The organism is Rhodococcus sp. 06-1460-1B, from assembly GCF_002258475.1.
GTDB classification, from domain to species: domain Bacteria; phylum Actinomycetota; class Actinomycetes; order Mycobacteriales; family Mycobacteriaceae; genus Rhodococcoides; species Rhodococcoides fascians.
The window spans coordinates 374,979-391,669 of the sequence record NZ_NOYS01000041.1 but is presented as its reverse complement, the minus strand read 5'-3'; the positions used below and the strand labels follow the sequence as shown (position 1 = coordinate 391,669).

The window sequence follows — 16,691 nt, the reverse complement described above, 5'->3', positions numbered from 1 at the left end:
GTCAGAAACCCCAACCCATGACGGCCGGTCGCGCTGTTCCGAAGGTCAGATCCAGCGCATGCAGAGATTCCTCGTTGCGGGCGGTGAGGCGATTGGCCGCGGCGAACAATCGGGCTCGGTGGGTACCGAAGTAGATGCTGGCGAGTACGTCGATGTCGAGTTCGATGTCCGGCTCGGATTCCACCCGGGTGCAGGTGGCTCTGCCGTCCGTGACGGTCAGCGAATAGGTACCGCCTGCGTCGAGGAAGGGATCCCGGACGGCGATGATCAGTGATGTGTCGAGGGCATAGGTGCGCGCCTCGAGGGCAGCCTCGACATGCATGATCCGGGCCCACAGAGCGTCGTGGTGAGCCGTTACCTTCGGCAGCCGGTTGTTGGTCAGCAGGAACGGCAGTGCCTCGTCCCGTGCCTGCCGTACCTCGATGGTGTCTACCAGGTCCACACCGACGAGGATCTGCCACAGCGCGGCGTAGGCGTCGTCGGTCACCGCGATGAATTCCTCCACCACGACCCGGCTCGGGTTGCGTCCGCGTCGGTAGGCGACGTATCCGTCGGGATGTACGACGAAGAACAGTGCGGTCAGTCCGCCGCGTCGGTTCTCGCGATCGGCGAAGAAGCGCTCCCAGCGGATCGGCGGCTTGGGCTGCGCGCCCGCGGTCTGCTGCTGCCACCGGTGGTAGATGTCCGGAAGCAGTTCGGTGGCCTCGGCCGATTCGATCAGCCGCACACCCGTCGCCGGGGGAGCGTCCTTGCGGAACTGCGCGAACCGACGGTCGATCGAGACGCTGATCTCCTCGGTCACCGGCCCATACCCGAAGCGTCCGTAGATCGTCGCCTCGCTGGCCGTCAGCAGTGACAACGGTGCGCCGGCGTCGTTCAGAGCGCGATGCTGCTGAGTGAACATCGATCGCAGGATGCCGCGTCGGCGATGCGTCGGTGCGACCGACACCCAGGACACTCCCGATGCCTCGACCTGAGCTCCGCCGGGAACGGTCACCGACATCGGGAAGTGCATGGCCACACCGACCGGGGTCTCGCCGTCCCACGCCAGGTAGACGTGCTCGGACTTCGTCAGGATCTGCGTCTCGGCGAGGTCCTCGGCGTTCTGGTGCTCGCCGAACGCATGGGCGTCGAGCAGCGCGACGGCATCCCAGTCGTCGTCGGTGGCGGTACGGATGGTGATCGATTCGTCGGTAGTCATCACTCACAATTTTTCCATACCGGGGTGGTGGTTCGCCGAGGGACTGCCAGAAATGCCGGGTGAGAAGATGAGCAGGTGGTGCATGTAATCGACATCGACGATCCCCTCGACCCGCGGCTCGACGACTTCCGCGACCTCAATTCCTCGGACAGGCGCCCCGATCTGCCCGAGGGCAAAGGGTTGGTGATCGCGGAGGGCGTGCTCGTCGCGCAGCGCCTGCTGAGCTCGCGTTTTCCGATGATCAGCCTGCTCGGCGTGGATCGACGGCTCGACGCGTTGCGCGAGGACCTCGCCGATTCGGACGTTCCGTTCTATCGGACGTCGGCTGAGGTGATGGCCGAGGTCGTCGGCTTCCACCTCAACCGTGGTGTGTTGGCGGCGGCGAACAGACCGCCGGCCCTCGATCTGGACGACGTGCTGGCCGGCGCGAACACGGTCGCGATTCTCGAGGGCGTCAACGATCACGAGAATCTCGGGTCGATGTTCCGCAATGCGGCCGGTCTCGGGGTGGACGCGGTGTTGTTCGGGGCCGCCTGCGCGGATCCCCTGTACCGACGGTCTGTCCGGGTGTCGATGGGACATGTGCTCCGAGTGCCGTTCGCGAAGGTGCCCGAGTGGCCTCGTGGCCTCGATCGGGTGCGGCGGCACGGTTTTCAGCTGATCTCGCTGACACCGAACCCGGAGGCAGTGTCTTTGGCGACGGCGATGACGGGGGAGAAGGTCGCGTTGCTGCTCGGTGCCGAGGGGCCGGGTCTGACCGAACATGCCATGCGCGCCACCGACATTCGCGCTCGTATTCCGATGGCTCCCGGTACCGATTCGCTCAATGTCGCGACGGCCGCGGCGATGGGCTTCTACGAACGGGTGCGTCTGACGTGAAGGATCCGGACGTTCGCTGGACCGGTGTCCCGGTTGCCGTGATCGCGGCGATCCTCGTCGCGGTGGCACTGACGGCGTTCGGCCTGGAACTGGCCAGAGTTCATCCGCTGCTCGCGATCGGCCTCAACCTCGTCGTCGTGGCAGGCGCAGCCCCGACGGTCATGCGGTGGTTCGGCGTTCCGGTATGGCGTTGGGCCGTGTACGGAGCGAGCGCCGGTGCGCTTCTGAGTTTCGTGGCACTGGCGGCTCGGGCGTTCTGAGCCGGCCCGGGCAGGGGTGCGCACTACCGGCGACGATCGGCGGAATCCCGTCGATTGTCGGTCGTTGCGTGCAACGGTGCCCACCCGAGCCACTATTTGCGGGAGAACCAGCGCTTCTTCGGTCGCGGTGCGGGCTCGGCCGAGTCCGCTGCGGGTGCATTCTGGACCGGAACGGTCTGGGGCCGCGGCTCCTGCCCCGGCACGTACATGGTGAAACCGCAGACAGGCAGCGCGTTCGGGTCGAGCTCGCCGGGCTTCGGAGCACCGGTGTAGCGGAAGCCGAGCCATTCGGCGTTGGCGGCTTCGGCGAATTCCTGGGGGTGGAACGGCAGTGACTGCGGATCCGGCATCACTCCGGGCGGATAGATCAGCGGGTGGTCACCGGCCCAGAACGGACGCTCCCACACCAGAGGCAGCCCGACGTCCTCGTAGATGTAGACGGGGGTGGCGCTGAACGAGCGTCGGAATTCACCGCGCTCCCAGTAGGCGAACGCACCCCAGGCATGCTCTGGGTCCGAGGCGACGAGGTAGGTGTGCTCGGAGGCCAGTGGGCGGGTGACGGATTCGGGAAGGGTCGACGGCGTGGGCACCGACAAGTTGGATCCGCAGACGACGGTGACGCCGGGGTAGCACCCGATGAACACGTGATCGTCGTCCACGCCCGCCGAGGTCGAGATGGGTCCCTGCTCGAGGGGGACGGCCGTGAGATGGGGGTAGAGCCGTCCGACGAGCGCACTGGCGGCGTTCCAGTCGGAGGTGGTGGCTTCTCGCAGTACCGATATGGGATCCGGTGCGTCCACGTACCAGATCGTTGATGCTTTGGCCCCCACTACCGGCACCTCTCTCTCCGTGACTTCCATCGAAGCCTACGGTGTGGGTGTCGACACTCCGACATCGCGCGGCACATCGGTCACACGAAGAACTCAGTTGTGACCGCTGCTGCGCACACCGAGCAGGACGTCTTCCCACGATGGCATGGCCGGCTTGCCACGCTTGTCCTTGCCGCTGGTGTGACCGGCGGCAGGCTTGGGTGCGGGCCTGGGCTCCCTCGCCACCGGTTCGCGCGGCTGCTCGGGCTCGGGAGTCGGCGCATCGTCCACCTCGACGTCGATGGTCTCGGCGTCGATCTCGCTGTCGGCGGTGGTGCCGTAGTACTCGTCGAAACTCTGCTGCGAGGTCTCGTCGTCGGAGTCCTCGGCGGAGGCGAGTGCACGTACCGGGGCCAGGCCGCGGAGTTGACGTCCGAAGTCCGGGTCGATCAGTTCGCGTGCGGTGTCGTCGAGCGGAGCGATGGTGCCGCCGTGACCGTCGGGCAAGAACTGCCAGTGCGCTTTGTTCGTGGTGCGCCCTGCCTGCCACTTCAGCTGGGCGACCCACTTGTTGTCCTCGTCGCGCCAGGCGTCCCAGGCCGCGTCGTCGAGGTTGTGTCCGCGAGCGCGGAAGGCGAGGGTGACGATGTCGAGCAGGGTCTGCACAGCCGGGCCGTCGTGCCGCAGCGGATGTCCGGCCTGGGCCATGGACGCTGCCTGCGAACGCTCGAGCAGTACGGGGTGCGCGAATACCTCGACTCGGCTGATGGCCATTCCGGAGTCTGCGGCGACCTGTTCGATGGTCGCGCCGCTGCGGATACGGGCCTGGATTTCCTTCGGCCGGAGCAAGCTGTCCATTTCGATCTCAATCTGTCCTAGTCGAGCGATGTCTCCGCGTGAGGCTGCGCGGAGTTTGTCGTCGGCTGGAAGCCGGAATCTGTCGCCGGTTTTGGGATCTGCGCACACGACGAACTTTCCGTCGGCCTCGAGACCCACCACACGTAAGTCTCGCACCTTGACCTCCTCATCGCGCCGGCTCGCGATACCGTCGAATTCGAGCCTAGTTCACCTACCGTATTCGGCGGGTGTCCGACACGCCTCGCGGCGGTGGCGTCGGTTTCTTTCTCAGAGAGTAGACAGCTGCGCGCTCGGTTGCACCCGATCGGCCGAAGTCGAGTCGATTCGATTGCGCGACAACGGCATTGAATCTCGACGAAGAAAGAATACGCCGAGTCCGAGCCCGATGATCAGCGCCAGTGCGTGGCCGGCAGCGGTGAACGAGGGATCGGTGATGGCTCCGGCGGCGACAACGGCGATCCACAATGCGCCCCACACTGCGCGCCACGGCATCGTCAGGTATCGAATCAAGGACCCCGCCACTGCAGCTGCGGCGTAACTGACCCCGACGTCGACGGCTACGGCCAGCGAGTCGGCAAACCAGTCGACGTGGATGCCGACGAACAACCCGACAGCCACCAGTGCCGTCGCGCCGATGTGCCCGGCGCAGAACGTGAGCAGAAACCGGCGCCACCCCGAGACCCACTCGGCGACGGCGAACAGGATGGCGACCGAGGCGAGCCACCACCAATCGGGCCGGCCCTCGGTGAGGAAGGCGCTGGTGACGAGCGTGGCGAGATGACCGTCGGTGAGATTGTGCAGGTTGGTGCTCGCGGCGTGCAGCACATGCCAACGATCGTGCGGCCCGATCTGCCCGAGAGTGACGGTTCCTGCGGCTGTGAGCAGGCAGAACACGAGAGTCACCCGCAGTCGTAGAACAACGGAGAGGAGCCTGGACATACGAACGCTCCCTCCGAGGTCGTTACGCTTGCGTACTTGATAGCAAGTGTAGGCCTCGAAGGGAGCGGTCGAGCTGTGAGTTGGCTGCCGACTAGCTCAGCGTGGACACGACCCAGTCGATGCTCTTCGTCAGTGCGGTGATGTCGTCCGGCTCGATGGCCGGGAACATACCGACACGCAGCTGGTTGCGGCCGAGCTTGCGGTACGGCTCGGTGTCGACGACGCCGTTGGCGCGCAGGATCTTGGCGACCTGGGCCGCGTCGACCTTCTCGTCGAAGTCGATCGTGCCGACGACCTGGCTGCGGTGATCCGGGTTGGTCACGAACGGCGTTGCGAATTCACTGTTCTCGGCCCAGTCGTACAGGCGTGAGGACGAGTCCGCAGTCCGCTTCGTGGCCCAATCCAGGCCGCCCTTGCTGTTGAGCCACTCGATCTGGTCTGCGAAGAGCAGAAGCGTCGCCACTGCGGGGGTGTTGTAGGTCTGGTCCTTGCTGCTGTTGTCGACGGCGATCGGCAACGACAGGAAGTCCGGAACCCACCGGCCACTGGAGGCGATCTCGTCGACGCGGGCGAGAGCGGCCGGGCTCATCAGCGCGACCCAGAGGCCGCCGTCGGCGGCGAAGCACTTCTGCGGAGCGAAGTAGTAGACGTCGGAATCGGCGACGTTCACCGGCAGTCCGCCGGCACCGGAGGTGGCGTCGATCGCGATGAGGGCGTTCTCCGAGCCGGCCGGACGGCTGACCGGGATGGCCACGCCCGTCGAGGTCTCGTTGTGGGCCCAACCGATGAGGTCCACGGACGGATCCGACGTGGGCTCGGGCGCGCTGCCGGGCTCTGCCTTGACGACGATCGGATCGCCGATGAACGGGTTGTTCTTGGCCACCGAGGCGAACTTCGAGCTGAACTCACCGTTGGTCAGGTGCAGCGACTTCTCCCGGATGAGACCGAACGCAGCGGCATCCCAGAACGCGGTGGTACCACCGTTGCCGAGGACGACCTCGTAGCCCTCGGGGAGCGAGAACAGGTCTTTCAGACCACTGCGTACGCGTCCGACGACGTCCTTGACGGGCTTCTGGCGGTGGCTGGTGCCGAACACGGACGCACCGACGTCGACCAGGGACTGCAGCTGCTCGGGGCGAACCTTGGACGGGCCGCAACCGAAGCGTCCGTCGGCGGGAAGAAGATCGGCGGGAATGATCGGCAAATCGGCCATGGAGTAGCGCGTCCTAGCGTCGATGGAATATGGCCTCCACAGGCTAGTCGGGTGTCATGACACCGTCGACTACCGGATCAGGTCCCAGCCGTCGACGGAGTCGGGGGTGCGCGGTTCGGGGCCGGTGTAGAGGGCAGCCGGGCGCACCAACTTGCCCAGGCGCTTCTGCTCGAGAATGTGAGCACACCAGCCGGCGGTACGCCCGCAGGTGAACATTGCGGGCATCATGTGTGCCGGGACCTCGGCGAAGTCGAGGATCACGGCGGCCCAGAACTCGACGTTGGTCTCGATGGCTCGATCGGGGCGGCGTTCGCGCAGTTCCGTCAACGCGGCTTGTTCGAGCGCGGCGGCAACCTCGTAGCGCGGAGCGTTCAGGCGCTTGGCGGTGGCGCGCAGCACGCGGGCTCGGGGGTCCTCGGCGCGGTAGACGCGGTGCCCGAAGCCCATGAGCTTTTCCTTGCGGTCGAGGATCCCGGTGATCAGCGCGCGGGCGTCGCCGGTCTTCTCGACTTCTTCGATCATGGGCAGTACGCGGGCCGGCGCGCCGCCGTGCAGCGGGCCGGACATCGCGCCGATGGCTCCGGAGAGACATGCTGCGACGTCGGCTCCGGTGGAGGCGATGACTCGGGCGGTGAACGTCGATGCATTCATGCCGTGTTCGGCGGCGGAGACCCAGTAGGCGTCGATGGCGGCGACGTGGGCGGGGTCGGGCTCGCCCTTCCAGCGGACCATGAAGCGCTCGGTCACGGTGGCCGCCTGATCGATGCGGCTCTGGGGCACAGCGGGCTGGTAGATGCCGCGAGCGGACTGCGCGACGTAGGACAGTGCCATCACCGAGGCGCGGGCCAGGTTGTCGCGGGCGGTGCTGTCGTCGATGTCGAGTACCGGCTGATACCCCCAGATGGGAGCGAGCATCGCCAGGCCTGCTTGGACGTCGACGCGGACGTCGCCGGTGTGGATGGGCAGGGGGAACGGTTCGGCCGGTGGCAGACCGCGGCCGAATTCGCCGTCGACCAACAGCGCCCACACATCGCCGAACGTGACGCCCTGTGCAACCAGTTCCTCGATGTCGACTCCGCGGTAACGCAGTGCGCCGCCGTCCTTGTCGGGTTCGGCGATGTCGGAGGTGAAGGCGACCACACCTTCGAGACCGGGAACGAAATCTTCGGGAACGTGTTGAACAGCCATGGTCTGTGGACTCCCTCGTCGCGACTGCGCCCGGCTCTGCGCCGCATCCGGGCGTGCTTGCGGAAACCATAGCGAGCTTTTACGCGGGAGTAGCGTCTGGGTTCGTGTCTGCAGAAGAACAGCGCCTGGCCACCATGCGAGTGGACTACGGCGAGCCCAAGGATCTCGACGTCGACGCCCTGAGCGACGGCTGGTTGCCACTGGCCCGGCAGTGGCTCTCGGACGCCGTTGCTGCGAATCTGCCCGAGCCCAACGCGATCGTGCTCGGGACGGTCGACGCTGCCGGTAGGCCCGCGACCCGCACCGTCCTGTGCAAGGACCTCGACGCCGAGGGCGTGGTGTTCTACACCAACTACGACTCGGACAAGGGCCGCGCAATGGCGTCCACGCCGTACGCGTCCATCACCTTTCCGTGGATCGGCATCGCCCGTCAGCTCACTGTCCGCGGACCGGTCACCAGAGTCGACCGCGACACCACCGAGGCGTACTGGCGGACGCGACCGCGCGGCTCGCAGCTGGGCGCATGGGCGTCGGAGCAATCGCGAACCGTCGTGTCTCGCGACGCCCTCGCCGCGCAACTGGCCGAGGTCACCGCGACGTTCGACGGACGCGAGGTGCCGGTACCGCCGAACTGGGGCGGCATCCGCGTCGAACCGGAGATCGTCGAATTCTGGCAGGGTCGAACCAGCCGGATGCACAACAGAATTCGAGTGATGCCGGCGAGCGGTGTGATCGAGCGACTGCAACCGTGAGCGGGCTGCGCGGCATCCTGGCCGACACGACCCCGCTGAAGACTCCCGCATATCGCCGCCTGTGGCTGGCGAACATCGTCACCGTCATCGGCGCGCAGCTCTCGATCGTCGCTGTGCCGCAACAGGTTTATCAGATCACCCTGAGCTCGGCCTACGTCGGCTTGACGGGCGTGTTCGCTCTGGTGCCCCTCATCGTGTTCGGGCTGTGGGGCGGGGCCCTGGCCGACGTGATGGACCGCCGAACCTTGTTGATGATCACCACGTTCGGCCTGATCGGAACGTCGGCACTGTTCTGGTTGCAGGCGTTCCTGCAACTGAACAACGTGTGGATCGTGTTGGTGCTGTTGGCAGTTCAGCAGGCCTTCTTCGCCGTCAATCAGCCGACCCGCAGTGCGATACTGCCGCGAATCCTGCCCGCGGCGCAGCTGCCCGCCGCGAACTCTCTGAACATGACGGTGATGAACTTCGGTGCCATCGCCGGTCCGCTCAGTGCAGGCATTCTCATCTACTACATCGGACTGGAGACGCTCTACCTGATCGACACCATCGCACTGTTCGCCACGCTGTGGGCGGTGATCAGGCTGCCGGGCATTCCGCCGGCCAAGTCCGGTCAACGCGCCGGATTACGTTCGGTGTTCGAGGGTTTCGCGTACCTCGCGACCCAGAAGGTGCTGCTGGCGTCGTTCGTCGTCGACATCATCGCCATGGTGTTCGGGATGCCTCGGGCGCTGTTCCCGCAGATCGCCCACGACAGTTTCGGGGACCCGGCCTCGGGTGGGCCGGTGCTGGGCATGCTGTTCGCGGCGATGTCCGCGGGAGCGGTGCTCGGTGGAGTGTTCTCCGGTTGGCTACCGCGCGTGCAGCGTCAAGGACTTGCGGTGTTGATCTGCATCGTCGTCTGGGGCGTGGCGATGATCGGATTCGGGCTCGCCGTCGGTGCGGCGACCGACGGAGCGACGACGGTTGCCCTGTGGTTCGCACTGGCGTTTCTGGCGCTCGGTGGTGGTGCCGACATGATCTCGGCGGCGTTCCGCAGCACGATGCTGCAGACGGTGGCGACCGACGAGATGCGCGGCCGACTGCAAGGTGTCTTCATCGTCGTCGTCGCGGGAGGGCCCCGGATCGGCGATGTTCTGCACGGCGCGGCAGCGGCCTCGGTGGGGACGGCCGCGGCCGCCGCAGGAGGTGGTGTGCTGGTGGTCATCGGTGTCTCGATCGCAGCCCTCGCGCTACCGGCATTCATTCGCTACCGGGTCGGCGCAATCGTCGGTAGCAAGACGGTGGACGACACCGTCGTGGACAATGGCTCGCATGGCTCCCACAGCTGAGGCGCAGACGTATTCGTTGACGAGCGGCAAGTATCGCGCCGACGTCGCTGCTGTCGGAGCGGGCCTGCGGGTCCTCGAGTACGACGGCTCACCGCTCACCGAAACGTGGGAGGCGGGCACCAAGCCGCCGCTGTCGGCGGGACTGGTGTTGGCCCCGTGGCCCAATCGAACGGCCGACGGAACGTTCACGTTCGAAGGCGTCGAACATCGGTTGGAGATCACCGAACCGGCCCGCAACAACGCGAGCCACGGTTTCGTCCGACGGGTGGAGTGGACTCTCGACGAGCACACCGAGTCTCGCGTCGAGCAGAGCGTGGACATCGGTACGCACGAGGGTTGGCCGTTCTCGTTGCGATTGACGGTGGCACACGAGCTGTCCGACGACGGTCTGACGGTGACCGCGTCGGCGACGAACACGGGCGAATCGGCTGCGCCGTACGGAATGGGATTCCATACCTACGTGCGTGTGGGGGACGTACCCCTCGACGAATGCACGCTGGAACTGTCCGCGGGTACGCGGCTGCCGCTCGATCCGGTACGCAATCTGCCCGTAGGGCTTTCGGTGCCGACGGCCGATACCGAGTACGACTTTCGGCAGCCTCGGAACCTCGAGGGCGTGCAGCTCGACACTCCGTTCAGTGCCTCGGTGCCGGACGTAGACGGACGCGCGAAGCACACACTGCGTGGTCCCGACGGCACCGCGACGGTGCTGTGGACCGACAGCAACTTCGGGTGGGTGCAGGTGTTCACCGCCGATCCCGCCAACGATCAGGCGTACCCGGATCGGGGACGCGCGTTGGCGATCGAACCGATGACCTGCCCGCCCGACGCGTTGAATTCCGAGATCGATCTGATCGTGCTCGACCCGGGGCAGACCTGGTCCGGCAGCTGGGGAATGGAGTACGAGAAGTGACGATTCTGGTGTGCGGCGAAGCATTGGTGGATCTGGTGCCGGTGCACGAGGGGCCGCTGCTCTCACCGAAACTCGGCGGCGGGCCGTTCAACGTCGCCATCTCGATCGGTCGGTTGGGGTCGCCGGTTGCCTATCTCTCCCGCATCTCTCGCGACTCGTTCGGCGAGCAGATCCTGACGAGTCTGCGCGATGCCGGGGTCGACATCTCGTGGGTGCAGCGCGGTGACGAGCCGACGACGTTGGCGATGACGACCCTCGCCGAGGACGGCAGCGCCGAGTACTCGTTCTACGCCGATGGCACGGCCGATCGACTCGTCGCCGATCCCGGTGATCTGCCCGACGAGATCAGTGTCCTGTCCTTCGGCACGTTGTCGTTGCTGTACGAGCCCGGCGCGTCGGTGTACGCCGAACTGCTGCATCGAGCTCGGGCCGCGGGCAAGCTGACGATGCTCGACCCCAACATTCGCCCGGCCGCCATCGACAGCACCAGCGGCGACATCACCGCCGACGGATTCCGCGATCGCTTTCGCTCGTGGTTGCCGAGCATCGACATTCTCAAGGTGTCCGAGGACGACTCGCACTGGCTTGGACTGGGCACCCAGGGCACCACCGTCGACGACTGGCTCGCCGCCGGGGTGACCGCGGTGGTGATGACCCGCGGCGGAGACGGAATCTCGGTGTTCACCGCGTCCGGGGAGACGACGGCCACGGGAGTGACAGCAGCCGAGGAGGTGTCGGTACCGGGCGTTGCCGTCGACGTCGTCGACACGATCGGCGCTGGTGACACCGTGCACGGCGCACTGTTGAGCTACCTGGAAAAAGAGACCATTATCACATCGAAAGCGGTACAGGAGATGACCGGGGAGGATTGGCGGCAAGCTCTTTCGTTCGCTGCCACGGCAGCCGCGATCACGGTTTCACGACCCGGTGCCGACCCTCCCTGGGCGTCCGAGGCACCGAGAGACTAGTTTCACTAGCGACGTTAGAACTGTCCGTTTTAAGTACGTGTCCGTTACACGAGTTCGAGAGGGACCATTCGTGCCCGCTGAGAATGATGCCAAAGCCACCCTCACCTACCCCGGTGGCGAATATTCCATGTCGATTGCCGAGGCCAGTGAAGGCAACAACGGTATCGAGCTGGGAAAGCTGCTGGCGACCACCGGCTACACGACGCTGGACGGCGGGTTCGTCAACACCGCGTCCACCAAGTCGGCCATCACGTACATCGACGGTGACGCGGGGATCCTGCGCTACCGCGGGTACCCGATCGAACAGCTTGCGGGCAAGTCGTCGTTCATCGAGGTCAGCTACCTGTTGATCTACGGGGAGCTGCCGTCCGAGGACGAGCTCGAGACGTTCACCGACCGCATCCGTCGCCACACGTTGCTGCACGAGGACCTCAAGCGTTTCTTCGACGGCTTCCCGCGCAACGCGCACCCGATGCCGGTGCTGTCGAGCGCGGTCAACGCACTGTCGGCGTACTACCAGGATTCGCTCGAGCCGAACGATCCCGAGCAGGTCGAGCTCTCCACCATCCGTCTGCTGGCCAAGCTGCCGACCATCGCGGCATACGCCTACAAGAAGTCGGTCGGTCAGCCGTTCCTGTACCCGGACAACTCGAAGAGCCTGGTCGAGAACTTCCTGCGCATGACGTTCGGCTTCCCCGCGGAGCCGTACGAGGTCGATCCCGAGATCGTCAAGGCACTCGACATGCTGCTCATCCTGCACGCCGACCACGAGCAGAACTGCTCCACGTCGACGGTCCGCCTCGTCGGATCCTCGCAGGCGAACCTCTTCACCTCGATCTCCGGCGGCATCAACGCGCTGTGGGGCCCGCTGCATGGCGGTGCCAACCAGGCCGTGCTCGAGATGCTCGACAAGATCAAGGCCGAGGGCGGCGACGCCACCGACTTCCTGCGTCGAGTGAAGAACAAGGAAGACGGCGTCAAGCTCATGGGCTTCGGACACCGGGTGTACAAGAACTTCGATCCGCGCGCGACGCTGGTCAAGGAAACCGCACACACGATCCTCGGCAAGCTGGGCAACGGCGACGAACTGCTCGAGATCGCGCTCAAGCTCGAAGAGACCGCGCTCACCGACGACTACTTCGTCGAGCGCAAGCTGTACCCCAACGTCGACTTCTACACCGGCCTGATCTACCGCGCGATGGGCTTCCCGCCGCGCATGTTCACGGTGCTGTTCGCGATGGGCCGTCTCCCGGGCTGGATCGCGCACTGGCGCGAACAGAACGAGGACACCACCGGCAAGATCGGCCGTCCGCGCCAGATCTACACCGGCTACACCGAGCGCGACTACCAGGACGTCAGCTCCCGCTAGTTCTTGCTGCACGACAACGCCGCCGACTCCCTCGGGAGCCGGCGGCGTTGTCGTTTACGCCGAGTTCGAGGTTGTGGACGTAATTTGGCCGGAATCTATCCCCAACTTCGATTTCGCGCGTCGAGTTCGCAGTTACGCGGGCGATATGACCACTCCTGGCTGCATAACTGCGATCTCGCTGCGTGAGGGTCGAGCTCGCGCGCCGAGTTCGAGGTTACGCAGGTCATATGGCCACTTTCGGCTGCATAACTGCGATCTCGCTGCGTGAGGGCCGAGTGCGCGCGCCGAGTTCGCAGTTACGCGGGCGATATGGCCACTTTTGGCTGCATAACTGCGATCTCGCTGTTTGACGGGCGAGCACTCAGGCGTCGAAGTGCTTGCGGTTCTTCAGCACTGGCAGGTTCTTGCGCACGGCGTCGACCAGCTCGGTATGAATGTCGATCGTCAGCATTCCGGGTGTCGCGTCGAGTTGGCCGAGGATCTCGCCGGTGGGGGAGCAGACGATGCTGTGGCCGACGCCCAATGGGGCATTGCCCTCGGCGGCAGCAGGTTCGGCCTGATCGCAGGCCGCGATGAACGTGGTCGAGTCCAGGGCGCGTGCGCGGGCGAGCAGGGTCCACTGCTCCACTTTGCCGTCGCCCGATCCCCAGGACGCCGGTACGACGACGAGTTCGGCACCGAGGTCCCCGAGTTTCTGGAACAGGGCAGGGAAGCGAATGTCGTAGCAGGTCGCGAAGCCGACGCGGACTCCCGCGATGTCGACCACGAGCGGGTCGGAACCCGGTGCGACGGTGTCGGATTCGGCGAATCCGAACGCGTCGAACAGATGAATCTTGTCGTAGCTCGCCTCGACGCCCGGGCCGGTGACGAGCAGTGTGTTGGTCACTCTGTCGTCGGGCGCGGGAGTGAACATTCCGGCGACGACGGTGATGCCGGCGTCGGACGCGATCCGACGAACGGTCTGTGCCCATTCGCCGTCCAGTGGCTGCGCGAACTTTCGGATGGGTCCGCCGAAGCAGCGCATCATCGCCTCCGGGAACACGACGAGGTCCGAGCCTGCGTGCGCCGCGGCGCGGGTGTGGGTCTCGACGAGTTCGAGGTTCTCGGTGGGGTTTTCGCCACTGGTGATCTGGGCCAGGCTGATGCGGATAGTCGAGCTCACGGTGTGACTCCTGGTTTCGTCGGGGGAAGACAGGTATACATATCGTATGCAACCACTGTCGGGGAGGGACAAGGCGTACCAGTTCGTCCGTGATCAGGTGTTGTCGTCACCGGCCGCCACCGGCACTTTTCTGAACGAACAGGAACTTGCGACTCGAATCGGCGTATCGCGCACGCCGGTGCGTGAGGCGTTGCTGATGCTGCAGTCCGAGGGTCTGGTCGAGATGGTGCCCAAGCGCGGTGCCCATGTGCCGGCGATGTCCGGACGACAGATCGGCGAATTGATGGATCTGCGAGGCGTTCTGGAACGACACGCGGCATCGCGGGCGCTGCGTGCCGGTGACGCTCCGATCACGGCGATGCAGCATGCGTTGCATCAGCAGGAGCTGCTGATGAATTCCGACAGCACCGACGCTCCCAAGGAATTCATCGACTGGGACGGAACGTTCCATCAGAGTTTGATCGATTCGGCGGGCAGTGATCTGCTGTCGCGCACGTATGCCGGTTTGCGGGCGCGTCAGCTCCGAGTGGGCTTGAGTGCATTGTTCACCGCCGCCAACCGGCAGCACCGGGTGTGCGCCGAGCACCAGGCCATCATCGACGCACTGAGTGCCGGCGACGAGGGCCTGGTGCACGAGAAGATCGACGCTCACCTCGAGGTCACGCTTCAGACTCTGTTGCGCGCGTAGCGTTTTCGTGCTGCTGGCCCAGCAGCACGTAGTGCTCGTCCTCGGTGGGGTCCGGGTTGCGTCCGAGGGCGAGGCCGACGAGTGTCACGGCGCCGACAACGACGATGTACCCGGCGATCGGCACCCAGCTGTCCGTCTTGTCCAACAGGTAGACGAAGATCAGCGGGGCCATCGCACCACCGAAGACACCGGCGATCGTGTACGCCAACGAGCTACCGGTGGAGCGCAATCGAACGCTGAACTGCTCGGTGACGAATGCTGCCTGTGGCCCGTACATGAACGAGTGGAACGCCAGGCCCACAACCACGCCCAGGATCAGCAGCGGTAGCGATCCTCCGCCGATGACGAGGAAGAAGATCGCACTCCACGCGACACCGCCCACGGCTGCGACGCCGTAGACGAGGCGTCGGTTGATGCGGTCGGACACCGCTCCGGCGAGCGGGATCAGGCCGAGTTGGCATGCCGACCCAATCAGAATGGCGGTGAGTACCTCACTGCGCTCGAAGCCCAACTTCTGTGTGCCGTAGGTGATCGAGAAGACGGTGAACAGCGCGTAGATGACGTCCGGTGCGACACGAGACATGATGCCAGCCACCAGGGGTCGCAGCTCGGTCTTGAACACTTCGCTGATCGGTGCCTCGGAACGTTCGCCGCTTTCCTGCAGCGCCTTGAACACCGGGGTGTCCTCGAGCTTCAACCGGATCCACAGACCGAATCCGACGAGTACCGCGGAGAACAGGAACGCCACGCGCCATCCCCAGGACTCGAACTGCTGGTCGGTCAATGTCAGCGTCAGAACGGCAAGTGCACCGTTGGCGAGCAGGTTGCCCGCGGGTGGTCCGATCTGTGCTGCGGAAGACCAGAATCCGCGTTTGCGGGGATCGCCGTATTCGCTCGACAGGAGAACGGCTCCGCCCCATTCGCCGCCGACGGCAACGCCCTGGCAGAAGCGCATCGTGACGAGAATGATCGGTGCCGCGATGCCGATGGAGTCGTATCCGGGGATCAGACCGATGGCGAACGTTGTGACGCCGATCAGCAGCAGGGTGATGACGAGGAGCTGTTTTCGTCCGATGACGTCGCCGAGCCGTCCGAAGACGAACCCTCCGACCGGACGGGCGACATACCCGACGGCGTACGTCGAGAAAGCCAGCAGTGTCCCGGTCAGTGGGTCGCTGTCCGGGAAGAAGACCAGCGGAAACACCAGAGCTGCGGCGGCCGAGTAGACCGCGAAGTCGTACCACTCCAATGCCGTTCCGGTGAGGCTGGCCGCGAAGGCCTTGGCCAGGCCTTTTCTATCTACCGAAACAGGTTCGGTCATGACGACTCCTTCGTGTGCCTGGGATCACTCTATCCGTTGTACGTGCTCCATACTTGCTGTATACAAGACGTATGCGCAAGCCTTTGGGCGCATCGGAAACAGAAAATTTACGAGGAGAGGGTCCTTACTGATGCTCACATTCACGCTGCCCGACGGCACCTCCGAATCGGTCGAGGTGAACGCGTTGCTCAACGCCGGCTACGCCGGACGCAACCAGGAGGAGGTGGCGTCGCACATCGCGGAGCTGGCCGAACTGGGCGTTCCGGCTCCGACGGTGACCCCGGCGCTCTATCCCATTTCGCCGTACCTGGCGCAGCAGACGGACGCCGTTGCCGTCCAGCACGGCCGTACGTCGGGCGAGGCCGAGTGGGCGCTGGTGATCCTGGGCGACACGATCGACGACGTGCTGCTGACGGTCGCCTGCGATCACACCGACCGTGACCTCGAAGTCCACAGTGTCGCGTGGAGCAAGAACGCGGCACCCGATGTGCTCGGCACCGGCGCGTGGCGTCTGTCGGAGGTCGCCGATCGGCTGGACGAGATCACCTTGACCGCGTGGGCGGACGGCGTCGCAATTCAGACCGGAACACTCGGTGATCTTCTCGCTCCGCACTACTGGCTCGACGTGCTCGCCGACCGTGGACTGTTCACCCGTGGAACCGTGTTGATCTCCGGCACCATCTCGATGCACCCCGGTGTGAACCAGTTCGCCGACACCTGGAAGGTCGAGATGGCCGACCCCGCAACCGGCAATACGCTGACCTGCGAATACAAGACGATGTTGATGCCAGCTCCGATCGGCTGACCGTGACGACGTAAAATCGATGCCGACCATGCCCAGAA

At 65.3% G+C, this 16,691-nt stretch carries 17 protein-coding genes; 9 read left to right on the top strand and 8 right to left on the bottom strand.

All coding sequences use genetic code 11. The features are described 5' to 3' along the window. Position 1: 1 nt before the first annotated feature. Positions 2–1,201, bottom strand: a complete 1,200-nt coding sequence (locus tag CH268_RS24770) for a GNAT family N-acetyltransferase (protein ID WP_032365886.1) — start codon at positions 1,199–1,201, stop codon at positions 2–4. 75 nt (positions 1,202–1,276) lie between these two features. Here CH268_RS24770 and CH268_RS24765 point away from each other — a divergent pair, with 75 nt between their 5' ends. Continuing rightward, complete coding sequence (locus CH268_RS24765; protein WP_032385739.1) at positions 1,277–2,080, top strand: TrmH family RNA methyltransferase; 804 nt, start codon at positions 1,277–1,279, stop codon at positions 2,078–2,080. Then, on the top strand, positions 2,077–2,340 hold the full coding sequence (locus CH268_RS24760; RefSeq protein WP_094666166.1) for a DUF2537 domain-containing protein: 264 nt from the start codon (positions 2,077–2,079) through the stop codon (positions 2,338–2,340). Before CH268_RS24765 ends, CH268_RS24760 begins: the two co-directional genes overlap by 4 nt. A 92-nt stretch (positions 2,341–2,432) precedes the next feature. On the opposite strand, the gene CH268_RS24755 is transcribed toward CH268_RS24760, so the two are convergent. The 5 genes from CH268_RS24755 to CH268_RS24735 form a co-directional block, all read right to left on the bottom strand. After that, positions 2,433–3,200: a DUF6928 family protein gene (locus CH268_RS24755; protein ID WP_094666165.1), complete on the bottom strand. Its 768-nt coding sequence runs from the start codon at positions 3,198–3,200 to the stop codon at positions 2,433–2,435. Positions 3,201–3,263: 63 nt separating this feature from the next. Then, positions 3,264–4,163 (bottom strand): septation protein SepH, encoded by a 900-nt coding sequence (sepH, locus tag CH268_RS24750; RefSeq protein WP_032372953.1) that lies wholly within the window; start codon positions 4,161–4,163, stop codon positions 3,264–3,266. A 111-nt stretch (positions 4,164–4,274) separates the two neighbouring features. Then, positions 4,275–4,946, bottom strand: coding sequence for a rhomboid-like protein (locus CH268_RS24745; RefSeq protein WP_094666164.1), 672 nt, complete (start codon positions 4,944–4,946; stop codon positions 4,275–4,277). A 91-nt stretch (positions 4,947–5,037) separates the two neighbouring features. Next, positions 5,038–6,159, bottom strand: coding sequence for a phosphoserine transaminase (gene serC, locus CH268_RS24740; protein WP_027495920.1), 1,122 nt, complete (start codon positions 6,157–6,159; stop codon positions 5,038–5,040). Positions 6,160–6,228: 69 nt separating this feature from the next. Then, positions 6,229–7,347 (bottom strand): citrate synthase 2, encoded by a 1,119-nt coding sequence (locus tag CH268_RS24735; protein WP_027495921.1) that lies wholly within the window; start codon positions 7,345–7,347, stop codon positions 6,229–6,231. Positions 7,348–7,481: 134 nt separating this feature from the next. Between CH268_RS24735 and pdxH the strand changes: the two genes are divergently transcribed. The 5 genes from pdxH (at position 7,482) to CH268_RS24710 (ending at position 12,677) form a co-directional block, all read left to right on the top strand. Beyond that, positions 7,482–8,099 carry a pyridoxamine 5'-phosphate oxidase gene (gene pdxH, locus CH268_RS24730; protein WP_255182499.1) on the top strand — a complete coding sequence of 206 codons (618 nt, stop codon included), beginning with the start codon at positions 7,482–7,484 and terminating at the stop codon, positions 8,097–8,099. A 5-nt stretch (positions 8,100–8,104) separates the two neighbouring features. Then, entirely contained in the window at positions 8,105–9,427 is a 1,323-nt protein-coding gene (locus tag CH268_RS24725) for an MFS transporter (protein ID WP_176458057.1), read from the top strand. Further along, positions 9,411–10,340: an aldose 1-epimerase family protein gene (locus CH268_RS24720; RefSeq protein WP_032385849.1), complete on the top strand. Its 930-nt coding sequence runs from the start codon at positions 9,411–9,413 to the stop codon at positions 10,338–10,340. Before CH268_RS24725 ends, CH268_RS24720 begins: the two co-directional genes overlap by 17 nt. Beyond that, positions 10,337–11,308, top strand: a complete 972-nt coding sequence (locus tag CH268_RS24715) for a carbohydrate kinase family protein (protein WP_094666161.1) — start codon at positions 10,337–10,339, stop codon at positions 11,306–11,308. The genes CH268_RS24720 and CH268_RS24715 overlap by 4 nt, the downstream gene beginning before the upstream one ends. Positions 11,309–11,378: 70 nt before the next feature. Further along, the gene (locus CH268_RS24710; protein ID WP_027495925.1) at positions 11,379–12,677 is read left to right on the top strand and encodes a citrate synthase; all 1,299 of its coding nucleotides are present in this window, start codon (positions 11,379–11,381) and stop codon (positions 12,675–12,677) included. Positions 12,678–13,038: 361 nt separating this feature from the next. Here the strand turns inward: CH268_RS24710 and CH268_RS24705 are convergent, their stop codons facing one another. Next, entirely contained in the window at positions 13,039–13,839 is an 801-nt protein-coding gene (locus CH268_RS24705; protein WP_094666160.1) for a carbon-nitrogen hydrolase family protein, read from the bottom strand. Between the two features lie 46 nt (positions 13,840–13,885). Here CH268_RS24705 and CH268_RS24700 point away from each other — a divergent pair, with 46 nt between their 5' ends. Further along, positions 13,886–14,527 (top strand): GntR family transcriptional regulator, encoded by a 642-nt coding sequence (locus CH268_RS24700; protein ID WP_032385734.1) that lies wholly within the window; start codon positions 13,886–13,888, stop codon positions 14,525–14,527. On the opposite strand, the gene CH268_RS24695 is transcribed toward CH268_RS24700, so the two are convergent. Next, positions 14,499–15,848, bottom strand: coding sequence for an MFS transporter (locus tag CH268_RS24695; protein WP_094666159.1), 1,350 nt, complete (start codon positions 15,846–15,848; stop codon positions 14,499–14,501). The genes CH268_RS24700 and CH268_RS24695 overlap by 29 nt on opposite strands. A gap of 130 nt (positions 15,849–15,978) precedes the next feature. On the opposite strand from CH268_RS24695, the gene CH268_RS24690 reads away from it, so the two are divergent. Further along, positions 15,979–16,653, top strand: a complete 675-nt coding sequence (locus CH268_RS24690) for a DUF2848 domain-containing protein (protein WP_094666158.1) — start codon at positions 15,979–15,981, stop codon at positions 16,651–16,653. The last annotated feature ends 38 nt before the right edge of the window (positions 16,654–16,691 follow it).

Coding starts and splice junctions, on each gene's coding strand:
- CH268_RS24770 (WP_032365886.1), bottom strand. CDS start 1,201: ATGACTACCGACGAATCGATCACCATCCGTACCGCCACCGACGACGAC.
- CH268_RS24755 (WP_094666165.1), bottom strand. CDS start 3,200: ATGGAAGTCACGGAGAGAGAGGTGCCGGTAGTGGGGGCCAAAGCATCA.
- CH268_RS24745 (WP_094666164.1), bottom strand. CDS start 4,946: ATGTCCAGGCTCCTCTCCGTTGTTCTACGACTGCGGGTGACTCTCGTG.
- serC (WP_027495920.1), bottom strand. CDS start 6,159: ATGGCCGATTTGCCGATCATTCCCGCCGATCTTCTTCCCGCCGACGGA.
- CH268_RS24735 (WP_027495921.1), bottom strand. CDS start 7,347: ATGGCTGTTCAACACGTTCCCGAAGATTTCGTTCCCGGTCTCGAAGGT.
- pdxH (WP_255182499.1), top strand. CDS start 7,482: ATGCGAGTGGACTACGGCGAGCCCAAGGATCTCGACGTCGACGCCCTG.
- CH268_RS24720 (WP_032385849.1), top strand. CDS start 9,411: ATGGCTCCCACAGCTGAGGCGCAGACGTATTCGTTGACGAGCGGCAAG.
- CH268_RS24700 (WP_032385734.1), top strand. CDS start 13,886: ATGCAACCACTGTCGGGGAGGGACAAGGCGTACCAGTTCGTCCGTGAT.
- CH268_RS24695 (WP_094666159.1), bottom strand. CDS start 15,848: ATGACCGAACCTGTTTCGGTAGATAGAAAAGGCCTGGCCAAGGCCTTC.
- CH268_RS24690 (WP_094666158.1), top strand. CDS start 15,979: ATGCTCACATTCACGCTGCCCGACGGCACCTCCGAATCGGTCGAGGTG.